Source organism: Pseudomonas sp. fls2-241-R2A-110 (assembly GCF_030209165.1).
Lineage (GTDB): Bacteria > Pseudomonadota > Gammaproteobacteria > Pseudomonadales > Pseudomonadaceae > Aquipseudomonas.
The window spans coordinates 177,751-191,246 of the sequence record NZ_JARVSN010000024.1; the positions used below are offsets into that span (position 1 = coordinate 177,751).

Annotated in this window: 13 protein-coding genes; 4 read left to right on the top strand and 9 right to left on the bottom strand. The window is 60.2% G+C overall.

Annotated features, from left to right (window positions below; translation table 11 throughout):
* Positions 1-5: 5 nt before the first annotated feature.
* The 4 genes from QRN31_RS20520 to QRN31_RS20535 all read left to right on the top strand — a co-directional run bounded on the left by QRN31_RS20520 (position 6) and on the right by QRN31_RS20535 (position 3,671).
* Positions 6-485, top strand: a complete 480-nt coding sequence (locus QRN31_RS20520; protein ID WP_008026500.1) for an Lrp/AsnC family transcriptional regulator — start codon at positions 6-8, stop codon at positions 483-485.
* A gap of 271 nt (positions 486-756) precedes the next feature.
* Positions 757-1,695: a citrulline utilization hydrolase CtlX gene (gene ctlX, locus QRN31_RS20525; protein WP_285434123.1), complete on the top strand. Its 939-nt coding sequence runs from the start codon at positions 757-759 to the stop codon at positions 1,693-1,695.
* On the top strand, positions 1,692-2,726 hold the full coding sequence (gene astA / locus QRN31_RS20530) for an arginine N-succinyltransferase (RefSeq protein ID WP_285434125.1): 1,035 nt from the start codon (positions 1,692-1,694) through the stop codon (positions 2,724-2,726). Before ctlX ends, astA begins: the two co-directional genes overlap by 4 nt.
* Before the next feature lie 582 nt (positions 2,727-3,308).
* The gene (locus tag QRN31_RS20535) at positions 3,309-3,671 is read left to right on the top strand and encodes a DUF6124 family protein (RefSeq protein ID WP_285434126.1); all 363 of its coding nucleotides are present in this window, start codon (positions 3,309-3,311) and stop codon (positions 3,669-3,671) included.
* Between the two features lie 98 nt (positions 3,672-3,769).
* On the opposite strand, the gene QRN31_RS20540 is transcribed toward QRN31_RS20535, so the two are convergent.
* From QRN31_RS20540 to QRN31_RS20580, 9 genes are all read right to left on the bottom strand, one after another.
* Positions 3,770-4,633 (bottom strand): alpha/beta hydrolase, encoded by an 864-nt coding sequence (locus QRN31_RS20540; protein ID WP_285434127.1) that lies wholly within the window; start codon positions 4,631-4,633, stop codon positions 3,770-3,772.
* The gene (locus tag QRN31_RS20545) at positions 4,630-5,028 is read right to left on the bottom strand and encodes a Rid family hydrolase (RefSeq protein ID WP_285434129.1); all 399 of its coding nucleotides are present in this window, start codon (positions 5,026-5,028) and stop codon (positions 4,630-4,632) included. The genes QRN31_RS20540 and QRN31_RS20545 overlap by 4 nt, the downstream gene beginning before the upstream one ends.
* Positions 5,025-6,257 carry a cytochrome P450 gene (locus QRN31_RS20550; protein ID WP_285434130.1) on the bottom strand — a complete coding sequence of 411 codons (1,233 nt, stop codon included), beginning with the start codon at positions 6,255-6,257 and terminating at the stop codon, positions 5,025-5,027. Before QRN31_RS20550 ends, QRN31_RS20545 begins: the two co-directional genes overlap by 4 nt.
* 2 nt (positions 6,258-6,259) lie before the next feature.
* Positions 6,260-7,882 (bottom strand): acyl-CoA dehydrogenase family protein, encoded by a 1,623-nt coding sequence (locus QRN31_RS20555; protein WP_285434132.1) that lies wholly within the window; start codon positions 7,880-7,882, stop codon positions 6,260-6,262.
* A gap of 365 nt (positions 7,883-8,247) precedes the next feature.
* On the bottom strand, positions 8,248-8,955 hold the full coding sequence (locus QRN31_RS20560) for an HPP family protein (RefSeq protein ID WP_285434133.1): 708 nt from the start codon (positions 8,953-8,955) through the stop codon (positions 8,248-8,250).
* Between the two features lie 159 nt (positions 8,956-9,114).
* Positions 9,115-10,293 carry an MFS transporter gene (locus QRN31_RS20565; RefSeq protein ID WP_285434135.1) on the bottom strand — a complete coding sequence of 393 codons (1,179 nt, stop codon included), beginning with the start codon at positions 10,291-10,293 and terminating at the stop codon, positions 9,115-9,117.
* Between the two features lie 16 nt (positions 10,294-10,309).
* Positions 10,310-11,686, bottom strand: coding sequence for an MmgE/PrpD family protein (locus QRN31_RS20570; RefSeq protein ID WP_285434136.1), 1,377 nt, complete (start codon positions 11,684-11,686; stop codon positions 10,310-10,312).
* Positions 11,683-12,570, bottom strand: a complete 888-nt coding sequence (locus tag QRN31_RS20575) for a polysaccharide deacetylase family protein (RefSeq protein WP_285434137.1) — start codon at positions 12,568-12,570, stop codon at positions 11,683-11,685. Before QRN31_RS20575 ends, QRN31_RS20570 begins: the two co-directional genes overlap by 4 nt.
* On the bottom strand, positions 12,563-13,411 hold the full coding sequence (locus QRN31_RS20580; protein ID WP_285434139.1) for a polysaccharide deacetylase family protein: 849 nt from the start codon (positions 13,409-13,411) through the stop codon (positions 12,563-12,565). Before QRN31_RS20580 ends, QRN31_RS20575 begins: the two co-directional genes overlap by 8 nt.
* Positions 13,412-13,496: the final 85 nt, after the last annotated feature.

A 13,496-nucleotide genomic window follows, 5' to 3' on the forward strand; every position in this document is an offset into this window, starting at 1 on the left:
CGTACATGGCGGATATCCGCGATCTGTCGATCGTGCTTGATCGTATCGATCAGGCAATCATCGAAGTGCTGCGCCACGAAGGGCGCATCACTTATCAAAAGCTTTCCGAGCGCGTGCACCTGACACCCAGGCCCTGCCTGGAGCGGGTGCGCAAACTTGAACAGCTCGGGGTTATCCGTGGTTACGGTGCGATTCTCGATGAGAAGAAACTGACGCCAGGCCTGTCGTTGCTGGTGTTGGTGGCGTTGTCGAACCAGAGTGGACGGGCCGCGCAAAAGGCCTTCGAGGCCAAGGTCCGCGCCTGTCCGCAGGTGCTGGAATGTCGGTTGATCAGCGGCGCGTTCGACTACAGCCTGCGCATGCGTTGCCGGGACATGGAGCATTACCGGGTGCTGACCGAGGTCTGGTTCGATGATCCTGAGCTGCACATCGACAAGCTGGTGAGCCATCCGGAACTGGCGATGGTCAAGACCACGATGGAATAGGTCTGCAACGAAATACAACCTGTGGGAGTGAGCCTGCTCGCGATGGCGCAGTGTCAGACGACAACTATGTTGACTGACCCACCGCCATCGCGAGCAGGCTCACTCCCACAGTTTTATGCAGCTTTCCGACCCGTATTCAGCCCTCGCCGAATCGGCTGAGCCAGCCAGAATTTTCAGCCGTTTCCATCATCGGCAACCCCCTCATCAACCGGGTTTTTCCGCTGCCAAAACAGACAATGAGCACCTCTCAACCCTCATTGAATCTGTGCCCATGCAAACCACCAATACCGTTTTGATGATTCGCCCGACACGTTTCTCCTTCAATCAGGACACGGCGGCGAACAACCGTTTCCAGCAGCCGGCCGCCGTCAGCGAAGACGTTCAGCAAAAAGCCCTGCAAGAGTTCGATGGCTACGTTGCCGCGCTGCGTGAGCACGGCGTCGACGTCAGGGTGCATAACGACCGCGAAGCGCCGCACACCCCGGACTCGATCTTTCCCAACAACTGGTGGAGCAGCCACCCCGACGGCACGTTGGTGTTGTACCCGATGCAGGGCCATAACCGGCGTCTGGAGCGGGACAAAGGCGTACTCGACTGGCTGCGCGATGAGTACCGGGTGGAGCAGTTGCTGGACCTTTCCAACCTCGAGCAACAGGACGTGTTCCTGGAGGGCACCGGCAGCATGGTGCTGGATCGCGAGCAACGGATTTGCTACGCCGGTTATTCCACGCGCACCCACGCCCTGGCGCTGGACCAGTTGGTCAATCACCTGGGCTACGAGCTCTGTGCTTTCAACGCGGTGGATCGCCACGGCGTTGCGATCTACCACACCAACGTAATGATGAGCGTTGGCACGCGCCTGGCCGTGGCGTGCCTGGACTCGGTCGCTGCGCCCGCTGAACGCCTGGCCCTGCGCTCAAGGCTCGAAGACAGCGGCAAGCAGGTCATCGCCTTGAACTGGGCACAACTGGAGTCCTTCGCCGGCAACATGCTGGAAGTCCGGACCGCCGTAGGCGAACCACTGCTGGTGATGTCGCGCACTGCCTGGCAATCGCTGGAGGCCGATCAGCGCCGCGTGATCGAAACCCACGCCACGCCGCTGCCGGTCAACATCGACACCATCGAGCGCATCGGTGGCGGCAGCGCCCGTTGCATGTTGGCCGAGGTCTTTCTACCCAAACATCAAGCTGCACAGGAGCACGCGCAATGATCGTCCGTCCCGCCACACCGGCAGACTTGCCGGCCCTGCTAGCCTTGGCCCACAGCGCCGGAACCGGTTTGACCACCTTGCCCGCCGATGCGTCGCGTTTGCGCCAGCGTCTGGAATGGGCGGCGAAAACCTTTGCTGGCGAGGCCGAGCGCGCCGATGCCGACTACCTGTTTGTGCTGGAGAACGATCAGCAAGAAGCCATCGGCATTTGCGCACTGGCCGGTGCCGTCGGGCTGCGCGAGCCTTGGTACAACTATCGTTTGGGCCTGTTTGTCGCCGCCTCGAAAAACCTCGGGATCAATCAGCAATTGCCGACGCTGTTCCTGGGCAACGACATGACCGGCCATTCTGAGTTGTGCTCGCTGTTCCTGCATGCCGACCACCGCAGCGGGCTCAATGGCCGTCTGTTGTCCAAGGCGCGGTTCCTGTTTCTGGCGGAGTTCCGTCAGCAGTTCGGCGACAAGGTCATTGCCGAAATGCGCGGCTATTCGGACGAAGAGGGCGTCTCACCGTTCTGGGAAGGCTTGGGGCGGCACTTCTTCAAGATGGACTTTGCCGATGCCGATTACCTCACAGGCCTGGGCAACAAGACCTTCATCGCCGAGTTGATGCCCAAGTTTCCGCTACCGACCTGCCTATTGCCCGAAGCGGCGCGAACGGTGATCGGCCGGGTGCACCCCAACACCGAACCGGCGCTGGGCATGCTCAAGGCGGAAGGCTTCGAGCACCGAGACTACATCGACATTTTCGACGGCGGGCCGCTGATTGAATGCGCCACCGGCGACATCCGCGCGGTGCGTGACAGCCAGGTGCTGCAATTGAGCATTGGCACACCGGGAGAACAGGCGGCGACTTACTTGATTCATAACCGCCAGTTCGCCGAGTGCCGGATCACGGCGGCACCGGCGCGGGTCGCCGCCGGCACGTTGATTGTGGATGCGCAGACTGCCAAAACCCTGGGGCTGAGCGCGGGTGCGTCGGTGCGTGCGGTGAGTCTGGCGGTGCCGGCACGGCAGTTATCTGCGGCTTGAACCCTTGCTCGCGTGCCAAGGGCCAGGACACTGGCCCTGGTCAGCCACACGCGTGCATTTGCACGCGCTAAAAGGGGCTAAAAAGGGCGTGGGATGTGTGACGTCAGAAACGTTGGCTTTGACTTCATCAATTTTGCGAAGTATGGCGTGTAACTAACTGATATTGTTAAATTGTTATGGTTCTTCCGGCGTGACATCGAAGAGCGTTTCTGTTTTAGCCAGGAGAAATTAAACGGAGATGTTTAATCGACATCTCCAGAAACTCTCTCAGGCTACACATCCTTGCGTCGTTGCCTACGACTGCGCCAGAATCCGCCGGCTTGTGCGCCTTGGGCCTGGGTTTTATCGTTTCCCCGTCGCTGAAGAACAGCGATGGGGGTTTGGTAGCCCCGGGTTTTATGTGAGGTGCAAAGCATCACCATTTGCGGCGTTTTTTCGCCTCTGTTTTATGGTGGTCATGCGCAGGGCGTCTTCGGGCGCGCCGGTCTCCTCACATCCCGGTCTACCAACCTGTGCATGGTCACCACCCGTCGTTTGGTAGCGAGGGTGATGGCTCCATATACGATGAGAGGAGTTTCACCTATGTTCAAACCAACACCCAACCCACCCGAAACCGACGACGTTTCCCCCTACGAATCCACCGATTCCAAAAAATTCAACGAAGCCGCCGAGCGAGCCCTCGACTTCCATTTCCCGTCGAACGCCGACATCAAAGCCATCCCGCGCACACCCAGTACCCTGTTTTCCATAGACCCTGACGCCACGGCCGAAACCCTGGCGGTTTATCTGGTCGAGACGTTGGCTTCGGTCGATGTGATGGTCCATCAGTTGGTGGATCATCTGGAGGGCGAATCGCGTTATGCGCTTTTGGGGATTTCGAACAGCATCATGGTGGCGGAGATCACCGCGAATCGTGTGCTGGATAAAATTGATCTGCCCCAGTAGCTGCGGCCTGCATGGTGAGCAGCAGGTAACGCGTTGAGCTGTGCAGCGGCCCCATTTTTGGGGTCGCTTCGCAGCCCAACGGGGGCCCTATCCATTTTTCATGGGTGAAAGTGCCTCTGCAGCGACTGAGCGCAGAGCAGTAGTGCCTGCTTGGCATCATCAGAGTCCGCCGGGTAGTTGATAAAACCGTGGAGCATGCCCGAATATTCTTTGTGTTGAACCGGTACGTCGGCCTCCGTCAGCCGGCGCACATACTCCCGGCCTTCGTCGCGCAATACATCCCGTTCAGAGGTGATGATCAACGCAGGCGGCAAGCCACGCAGGTGTTGGTGGCGCAGGGGAGAAAGGCGTGGATCATCGCGCGAGACCCCATTGGGCACGTATTGATTGATGTACCACTCAAGCATTTTGCCGGTCAGCCCGAAGCCTTCGGCAAACTCCCGGTGCGAAGGATGTTGAGCCAGACAGTCCAGCAACGGGTAAAGCAACAGCTGAAAGATGATCGACAACCGCGAGTGTTCACGGGCCCATTGGCAAATGACCGCTGCTAGCCCGCCACCCGAGCCTCCGCCCGCCACTGCCATTCGCGAAGGATCCAGCCCCATGGCTGGGCCATATTCGACAACCCATTCGGTCGCCGCGCAGCAATCGTCTACCGCCGCAGGGAAGACGTGTTCGGGCGGCCGGGCGTAGTCCACGGCCACCACGGCGCAACCGGCCCATTCACACATCACCCGGCAAAAACCGTCGTGGGTGTCCAGATCGCCGGTGACCCAGCCGCCGCCATGGAAAAACATCAATACGGCAAAGGGGCCGGGGCCGGCGGGGGTGTAAAGCCTTAGTGGCAATGGGCGGCCGTGGCTTTGGATCGACAGGTCGCGAACGCTGACGACGAGCACGTCGCGAAGTGCTGTTCTGGCACCTTCTACGGTAGGTCCAAAGTCCTGTTGATTGGCCGTCATGATTTCACCTTGCAGGAGATCGCTTCGGTGGTTATCTCAACCACATATTCTTTGCTGATCAATTCGCTGACCGCCAGACACATCAATGTCGGTGGGTGGCCCTTGAAAAATTTCTTGTGCGCCCTCGCGATGTCCGGCCAGAACTTCATGCTTGTCGTATAAATGCGAATCCCGATGATGCTTCGTCGATCTACGCCAAGCTGCTTGATGGAGGTTTCTATGATTTCCAGGCAACGCAGGGTCTGTTTGTACGCATTTCCGGGCTTGAATGGCTTGCCCTTGTCATCAAACGCCACGGTGCCGCCCATCAAAATGCGCTCACCCACCCGGATTGCCCTGCAGTAGCAGGCTTCGGTTTCCCACGGTGCTGCGGAAAAAACGCGTTGGATTTTCATTGTGCTGCTCCCTTGCCCAGATCAATGGGCAGTGATTTCAGTCCACGAAATTGCAGGTTGTTGGTGCGCCAGATCGCCGGGTTGTCGGCAATCAGGCGCAAATCGGGAAAGCGCTTGAACAGCGCGCTGAACACCACTTCGGCTTCCAGCCTGAACAGCGCCGTGCCCATGCAGAAATGCTCGCCGCGACCAAACGCCAGGTGATCGTTGTGTTTGCGGTCGATGTCGAAACGATCGGGGTCGGGGAATTTCGCCGGATCGCGATTGGCCGATGCGCGCATCAGGTAGACCAGGTCGCCTTGTTTCATCGTCACGCCATGGATCGTGACGTCTTCGTTGAGCACCCGATGGCTGAAAGAGCCTGCCGAGTCGAAACGCAGCATCTCTTCGATGGCTGACTTGATCCGGTCCGGATTGGCCTTGAGGGCCTGGTGTTGCTCGGGGTGCTCAAGCAAATGAAGGAGCCCGATACACAACTGGTCAGCGCTGGTGGTGTAGCCCGCCACCAGAATGAAGACGATTTGCGCAAGCACCTGATCAAGGCTCGAATCGCCGCCCTTGCAGGCCTCCAGGACCCGGCTGACCAGATCGTCTTCGGGGTGTTTTCGCCGCTGCTCGATGACGTCGGCGAAATACGCGTACATTTCCTCGACGCCTTTTAGCGCCTGCTCAGGCCCTTTGTCCGGGTCCAGGCTGCCAACCAGGAAGATTAGAATGTCGTCGGTCCAGCGCCTGAGTTTCAGCGCGTCTTCGCGGGGGATGCCATAGAGGTTGGCCAGGATCAGCGCCGGAACGCGATTGAACAGTTTGGCCATCAAGTCTGTCTGGGGTTCTAGCGCGTCCAGTTCGCCCTTGGTGATCTGTTCGATGTCCTGGCGCAACGATTCGATGACGCGAGGGTTGAAGGCTTTGCCCAGCAGGTGGCGACTGTCCTTGTGATCCTTGCCATCCTCTGCGTACATCCACTTGGACGCCAGTTTGACGAACGTTGCCAGTTGCGCGCGTTTGTCGGGGGGCACCTGGGCATCGACCAGTTGCTGCATGCGGTTCGAGGAGTAGCGTCTGGTGTCTGCCTGCGCGGCAAAGACATCGCTGTACCGGGTCAAGAACCAGGCTTTGAAGTGCGGGCACCAATACACCGGTTGATGCTCACGCAGCCAGGCGTAGGCGGGATAAGGATCCTGAACCGTCTTGCGATCGGTGAAGTCGAGTAGCGTTTCACTGTCCATGTTCATTGCTCCTCGTACAAGGCGGCGGTGAATTGACGGATGTAGTCCGCATCATTGATAGGCGCAGTGATCAGTTCCGGCGGCGGCTGCAGCAAGGCGCCCAGCAGCGAGATCCAGCCTTCAGTGGCGTGTTCGTTCAATTTGGCCTGGTCTACGCTCACGCCGCCTTCGCTCAGGTACGCGGCGAACACGTTGACGATGTCACTCAGCAGCTCCGGTGAAATCACGTGAGAGCTCTGCACTTCGCTGATGATCAAGTCGAGCGCCCGGGCATGGGTCAAGGCCAGCGCCTGGGCATGTGAAACGTCAGCGGGGCTGTTACAGCGCTCGACAATGGTCTTCTCGACTCGCTGAGCAACGTTATCCGTGGGCCGCGAGGCAAATCGCGGACGGGTCACGGCATCCCTGGCCACTTGGTAGGCCATGACGCTGTTGTCGCCGGCAAACGTGATGCTGATCTCGCAATCCATGCACAGCGTGACGATCTGGTTGTGATGGTGAAAACCCTGGGAACCACACAGCTCGCGGCACTTGCGCATCACGTCCAGCCCGACCCAGGTGCCGACGCTCTTGGCGATGGCCGCGAGAATGTGCAGCTCCTTGCGTTTGTCGGGCTGATCCCACATGGCCTCGAAGCGTGACAGCACTGCCTGTTCCAGAATTTTCAGGGCGAGGGCCTTTAGCTGCTCGACGTACAACCGTTGCCGAATCAGCGGTTTGGCCAATAGCGGTTCGCCTCCGTCAGCGCGTTTGACCTGTCGATGGCCGACAAACCGATACGCCAGATGAGCGCAAAGGCCCGCTGCACCCCGGGCCGCCGCCAGCAGCAACACGCGCTCCTGAATGAACGTTTCCATGGCGCTGGTCACACGCTTGTCTTTGGGCACGTCGCTGACAAATCGCCCTTCAGTGCTGAACCGGGCATGGCGCTGCATCATCGCGTCCAGCGTCAGTCGCATGTCGTAGAAGCACAGGCCGGCCACTTGATTGGCATGGATTCCGCCTTTCGGGTCGCAGGCGATGACCTTGACGCCGCGTAACAGCGGACCGCTTTCCTGCTCGCGGATCGGCACCCGGAACCAGTGCAGGCCTTCGTCCTTGCCATCGACGATCAAGCGCGCCAGCACCATGACCACTTGCGCGGCGTACAGCGCGTTGCCGATCCAGAATTTGCAGGCGTCCGGCAAAGGCGTATGCAGGATCAGGCACGCATTGGTTCGATCATAGGTCACGGTGGTTTGCAGGTTGGCGACGTCGGAACCGCTGTGAATTTCCGTGCAGCCAAAGGCGTAGACCTGGCTCATTTCGATCACTTCCTGACGGCAGCGCGCGACTTGCAGGGCGTCGCCTTGGGCGAACAACGCGTTGCCGGCAATCATGTGGTCGACAATCGAGGAAAACAGCGCGTAGTCATAGGCGCCGACGATTCCAAGGTCATTGCACATCTGGCGCATGTCCGACTGACAGGGTTGACCCAGCCACTTGTCATTGGTGATCAGCCCGGACCGGACGATCTGGCGCATGCGGCTGATGGTCAACTCCATGTAGTCGCGCAAAGGCAAGGCGTGGCGGGCCCTTGCGTCGAACGCGGGGGTTCGCAGCATGTTCAGCAGTGTATTGCTCATGGAAGATCCCTCTCTCGGATTTCGAAAAAATGGTTTCGAAACCACCAGAGCCAGAGGGCTGGCGCAGCACACAACACGACAATCGACTCGCCATGAACCAACGGCTGCCAATGGCAGCGGTCACGACGGATTGCGTGGTGTTTTCCTGGGGAGGCGCGGTTCTGTCAAAGCGCGAAGGCAGCGTCGCCACTCAACAACAATGAGTGTTTCTCCATAGCCAGACTTCTGTGTCATCGCTACTGGACATTACGGCGAGCCAGACTTCGTAGTGAAAGGCAGACAACTCTATGCGGTACGTTTTTGACTGTAGCAACAGATCGGCGACAGGCAAGGCGATGGCTTGACCATTGGTCGCTCCCTTCGCGCTACACGCGACGCGACAACACTTCACCAATACTGCGACGTTTGGCGTGCAACTCACTGATATGGATCAGTTGTTCAAGGTCTTCGGGGGTGACGTCGAAGAACGCTTCCATGTCCGCCAGCGCCAGTTTCAGGTCCTGGGCAGTGATCGCCTGGCTGTCGATCGGAGGATGATCGGCAGGCACCACCGCCACCGGTTCGCTGGCGCGTTTGGGGTAGCGAATGCGCGTCAGGTTGTTGTAGGCCAGGGCGCTTGCCAGCATGGTCATTGCGCTGAGCATGACCGGGCCGAGGGCTTTCCAGTCCATCGCGATGGTCGCCGGATCAGCCAGCACCAACAGCAAGGCCAAGGCCCCGGCCGGCGGGTGCAGGCAACGCAGCCAGCACATCAGAATCAGCGCCATGCCGGCCGCCAGACACGCGCTGCCCAGGGTTCGCCCGAGGACGTGAGCGACCAGCAGCGAAATCACCCCGGCGCTCAAGTAACCGCCAACAATTGACCACGGCTGCGCAAGGGCGCCGGAAGACACCGCGAACAGCAACACTGCCGAGGCACCCAGCGGCCCGATTAAATGCTGTGCCACTTGCATGCCGAACACCTGGCTGCACAGCCAGACGCTGAACAGCGTGCCCAGGGACATGCCGATGGCGGCACGGCTCCATTCTGAAGGGCGGGTGTTGACGGCGGCAGGTAACCAGCGAGCAAGCATGGGGCTAACGATCCAATGAAAAATCCGAGGAAAAAAAAAGGCTTAGCTGGGATACCCAGAAAGCCCTTGAAGGAGTTCCAACTATTGGGGGAGGAACGGGGCACAGTGTGCCGATGAATGCCGATGCTGACAAATTCATATTAATGCAGTTTCAGTGCATTATTTTTGCTGCATCGCGACGCGACGTCCGCTAATGAAACACAGGAATCCGCCCATCGCGGTCAGTGCGCTCAGGGCATAAAACATGGTGGGCGCGGGCGTGTGCATCAGCAGAAAACCGCAGATCACCGGGCTCAAGGCACCGCCCAGCGCGGCCAGGTTCTGCGCGCCGTAATAGCTGCCGCGCAGCTCTTCGGGGGCCAGGGTGTCGACGAAGAGGAATTCGGCGGGGTAAATGATCATTTCGCCGAGGGTGAAGATGAACATGGCAACGCACCACGACACCAGGCTGTCGGCCAGGCTGAAACCGATCAGGCCGACGATGAACAGGCTGGTGCCACCGGCGATCCAGTAGCGCAGTTGCTCGCGCTTTAGAAAACGGCCGATCTGGTATTGCAGCAGAATCACACTAATGGCATTGCAGGCGAGCAGGGCAGCCATGGTTTGCAGGGCGCGTTTCGAATCGTGGGTCACCAACAGGTATTGCGACAGGTACAGGGTGAAACGTCCGTGCACCACGGTGCTGAGCAGGCAACCGCAGGTGAACATGATCAGCGTGCGGTCGTTCTTCAGGGTGATCAGGGTTTTCAGAAAACTTTGTGGTTGGCCGATTGCGGGTGTCGGGGCCGCGTCCTTGGGAATCCCGATCATCAGGAAGATGCTGAAAAACGCGATGCCGCCGGCTATCAGGAACGGTGCAATCGGGTACACACCGGCAATCACCACGCCGAGCATCGGCCCGGTGGCGTAGCCGATGTTGGTTAGGGTGTAGCGCAACGAAAAGGCCTTGGCGCGCTGGCCCATGGGCAGGTTTTCGCTGAGGATCGCCTTGGAGCCGATGAGGAACAGCGCCGAGGCGGTTTCGGTGATCACCAGCGTGGCCGTGGTCAGGTAGAGGTTTTCGGCGAAAGTCAGCAGGACAAAGCCGATGGCGCTGGAGAGCATCGCAAGAATCAGCAAACGGCGCTTTTCGAGCCGGTCGATGATGTAGCCGCCGTAGAGCGCGAGCAGGGTGGCGATGAACACCGCGATGCCTAGCAGTAAGCCGACGTCCTGTTGGTTGAGGCCCAGTTTGTTGCTCAGGAACAACGTCAGCAGCGGACTGGTGATGGCGCGGCTGACGACGATGGTCAGCGAAACGATCATCAGGCGGCGGATAACAAGCGAGTAAGTGACCACGGTGGGGCAAATGTCCTTATTCAGATTTGATGATCGTTCCCACGCAGAGCGTGGGAACGATCAATGTCTCAACAGATTCCGATTCTTCAAGTCGCCACAACTGCTCAAGCAGCTCCTCAGCCCGCTCCCGCGGCATGACCCGCCCGGCGAGGCTGAAAAACTTCTCTTCCAGTGCCGCATCACTCAACGGATTTCCCGGCGCACCCAATGGCGGGTCGACACACAGGCTAGCCTGCCGACCGTCCACGGTCCGCAGGCTGACGACGGGCTCGCCATCCTCTGACAGTTGCGGGTCCACTTCAAGGTGAATGCGCGACATCCAGTGAGCGATGCGCGGATCGCCACGTTGCTGATCGTCATAGGCTTGCAGCCGACAATGGCCATGCACCAGCCGGGCGGCGAGAGCATAGGGCAGGCTCATCTGCGCTGCCGCCAGGGTGCTGACATTCTGCCCGCCACACATGTCCTGAAGAAACCCGCACAGCGACACCTGAACGTCTTCGACCCGGCTGGCATCCACCTGCAATTGATCCAGCAACAGGCCCAATGCATCGATCGCCGAGTGTGTCCCGCGACACGCGGCATAAGGCTTGATCGAGCAGCGGGCGAGTTTCCACACCACGCCGAGGTCGGCGTCCAGCGCTTCGGACACGGCCGCGTCACCAGCCAGGGTCTTGAGAAAACCGCCCCAGACATCATCGAACAACTTTGACGGCCCGGTGATGCCTTGGCGGGCAAATCGCGCCGCCAGCAATCCGCCTTCCGCGGCACGGCCTGTGTGAAGTTTCTTGCTCTGCGAACCGTCATGAATGAAGGCCCACAGACCGCCGCTGAAGCTGCCGGCAATGCCCAGCGCCGACAAGGTTTGTGGCGCATCCAGACCAAGAATCCGCGCACACGCGGCGGCTGCGCCAAACACGCCACAGGTGGCGGTCGAATGCCAGCCAGCGCCGTTGTGGGCCGAATAGCTGCCGCACGCTTCGAGCACGCGCCGGCCAATGTCGTAGCCGATGACGACGGCGGTGATCAGCTCGCGGCCACTTACCGGTCGTTCAGACATCGACACTGCGGCCATGACCGCCGGCAGCACCACCGCGCCGGAATGGTCGCAGCCACCCGTGTCATCCAGTTCCAGTGCATGAGCGGCGACCCCATTGAGTATCGCCGCCTGCGCGGCCCCGATCCTCAGGTCAGTGCCCCAGACCAGGGTGTTACCGGTCTCACCGGCAAATACCTGGCGGGCTTGTTGCGCCACCGCGCTCTCGGCTCCGGCCAGGGTCGCGCCGAAGGTGTCGAGGATGTGCCGTTTGGCTTGCGCCACCAGCGCCGGTGGCAGGTCTTCAAATTGCGTATCGACGCAAAACCGCGCCAGTCGCTGCATGCGTTCGGTCATAGCAGGTAATCCCGATAATGGCGCTCATACACGGATGCCGGATGATCCTCGGCGACAGGCATCGCTGAATCCGCCCACCATTGCGCGACCTCGCCGGCCGTGGCGATCCAGACGTCATCGTGTTGCTGGATGCCTTGCAGCAATTCGCGCAACACGCCAATCCGCCCTGGCGTGGCAATGATTTCCGGGTGCAGGCGCAGCACGTAGCACAGGCCGAACCGGTGAAACCCGGCAAAGTCCATTTGCAGGTTGCCCAGAGTGTGACTGTAAGAGGCGATTCGCGATTGCGCTGGCGGCACGGCCGGGCTGAGGTTGAAGGCGAAATAGGGTTCGTCTTCCAGCTCATAGTGCAACGGCAACTCGATCACTTCGGGGGCCGTGGGATGCGCGAAGGGCAAATCATCGCCACGCCACGACGACGACCAGCGAATGCCGTGATCCCTCAAGGCTTCGATGAAGCCCGGCGCGCCGTTGCCAGCCGGAATGCGAAAGCCTGTAGGACGTACGCCGGTCAGTGCTTGCAAGGCGTCGCAGCCCTTGGCGATCTCGGCGTTTTGCTCGGCGAGGCTGAGAGTGTCGTAGTTCTGGTGGCGATAGCCCGCGCAGGCAATCTCATGTCCGCCGGCTTGAATGGATTGAAGGTGCTGTGGATTTTCCTCGGCGACGATGCCGGGAATGCACCAGCTGCTGCGCACCCCGAGCTCGGCGAACAGGTCGAGCAAACGCTCGACCCCGCGCTGGGTGCCGTAACGCCAGACCGACAGCGTCTTGTCGCGCCCGGCGACTTCCGGCGCCTGGGTCAGGATGCCGTGGATGTCGTTGTAATCGACGGTCAGGACCACGGCACAGCGGTAGCCTTTGGGCCAGACAGCGGAATCAGTCATGGTGATGCTCCTTCAGCCACCACTGGGCGACATCGCGGCAGGTGGCGAACCACACGTCATCGCGCTGGCGCATGTGTTCGAAGAGTTTTTCCAGCAGCAGGATGCGCCCCGGCTTGCCGGTGATCTTGGGGTGGAACAGGGTGGTCAGGCACAGCCCTTCATTCATGGCGCCGTCGTACTCGCGGCACCAGTTGTCCAGGGTCAGTGCGTAGCTGGCGGTGCGGTCCAGGCCGGAAGGGAAGTCCGGTGCGCGGGTGTAGGCGAGGGAGGCGTAGTCGTCCATTTCCCAGCGGCCGGGGATTTCCACCAGCGGAGTGTCGAAGCCCGGGACGTTGACCAGATACGGTCGGTCGTCGCCGCGCATGCTGCTCGAATAGGTCACGCCGGCTTCCACCAGCATGGCCGGGGTTTCTGCCCGCCAATCGCCGGATGGCGTGCGAAAGCCTTCGGCGCGGATGTTCAGGTGCTTCCAGAACACCTCGCGGGACAGCTTCATCACGTCCTTTTGCTGTTCCAGCGTCAGGGCGTAAAAGGATTCGTGTTTGTAGCCGTGGTACGCCACCTCATGCCCGCGCTCGACGATCGCCTGGCATTGTTTCGGCCAGTTTTCCACGACCCAGGCCGGGACGAAAAACGTCGTCGGAATCCGGAACTCGTCAAGCAGATCAAGCAGGCGCGGCAACGCTCGATAGGGTCCGTAACCGCCAAAGCCGAAATACTCGGGCTTGCGCCAGATCGAGCCATTGAGCATGGCATCGCCGGTGGGGCCGTCGAGGTCGAAGGCCAGGGCTAGACAGGCTGTGTGCTGGTCGGGCCAGGTGGGGGGTAGCGAGGAGGACATCGTTAGTGCTCCGACGATCTATAAACAATCACAAACCTTGTGGGAGCGGGCTTGCCCGCGATGGCGGACTCTCAGGTGACATCAA

What these genes read in the sequence shown, in the direction of transcription:
- QRN31_RS20520 (WP_008026500.1), top strand. Translation starts at nt 6, where the DNA reads ATGGCGGATATCCGCGATCTGTCGATCGTGCTTGATCGTATCGATCAG.
- ctlX (WP_285434123.1), top strand. Translation starts at nt 757, where the DNA reads ATGCAAACCACCAATACCGTTTTGATGATTCGCCCGACACGTTTCTCC.
- astA (WP_285434125.1), top strand. Translation starts at nt 1,692, where the DNA reads ATGATCGTCCGTCCCGCCACACCGGCAGACTTGCCGGCCCTGCTAGCC.
- QRN31_RS20535 (WP_285434126.1), top strand. Translation starts at nt 3,309, where the DNA reads ATGTTCAAACCAACACCCAACCCACCCGAAACCGACGACGTTTCCCCC.
- QRN31_RS20540 (WP_285434127.1), bottom strand. Translation starts at nt 4,633, where the DNA reads ATGACGGCCAATCAACAGGACTTTGGACCTACCGTAGAAGGTGCCAGA.
- QRN31_RS20545 (WP_285434129.1), bottom strand. Translation starts at nt 5,028, where the DNA reads ATGAAAATCCAACGCGTTTTTTCCGCAGCACCGTGGGAAACCGAAGCC.
- QRN31_RS20550 (WP_285434130.1), bottom strand. Translation starts at nt 6,257, where the DNA reads ATGGACAGTGAAACGCTACTCGACTTCACCGATCGCAAGACGGTTCAG.
- QRN31_RS20555 (WP_285434132.1), bottom strand. Translation starts at nt 7,882, where the DNA reads ATGAGCAATACACTGCTGAACATGCTGCGAACCCCCGCGTTCGACGCA.
- QRN31_RS20560 (WP_285434133.1), bottom strand. Translation starts at nt 8,955, where the DNA reads ATGCTTGCTCGCTGGTTACCTGCCGCCGTCAACACCCGCCCTTCAGAA.
- QRN31_RS20570 (WP_285434136.1), bottom strand. Translation starts at nt 11,686, where the DNA reads ATGACCGAACGCATGCAGCGACTGGCGCGGTTTTGCGTCGATACGCAA.
- QRN31_RS20575 (WP_285434137.1), bottom strand. Translation starts at nt 12,570, where the DNA reads ATGACTGATTCCGCTGTCTGGCCCAAAGGCTACCGCTGTGCCGTGGTC.
- QRN31_RS20580 (WP_285434139.1), bottom strand. Translation starts at nt 13,411, where the DNA reads ATGTCCTCCTCGCTACCCCCCACCTGGCCCGACCAGCACACAGCCTGT.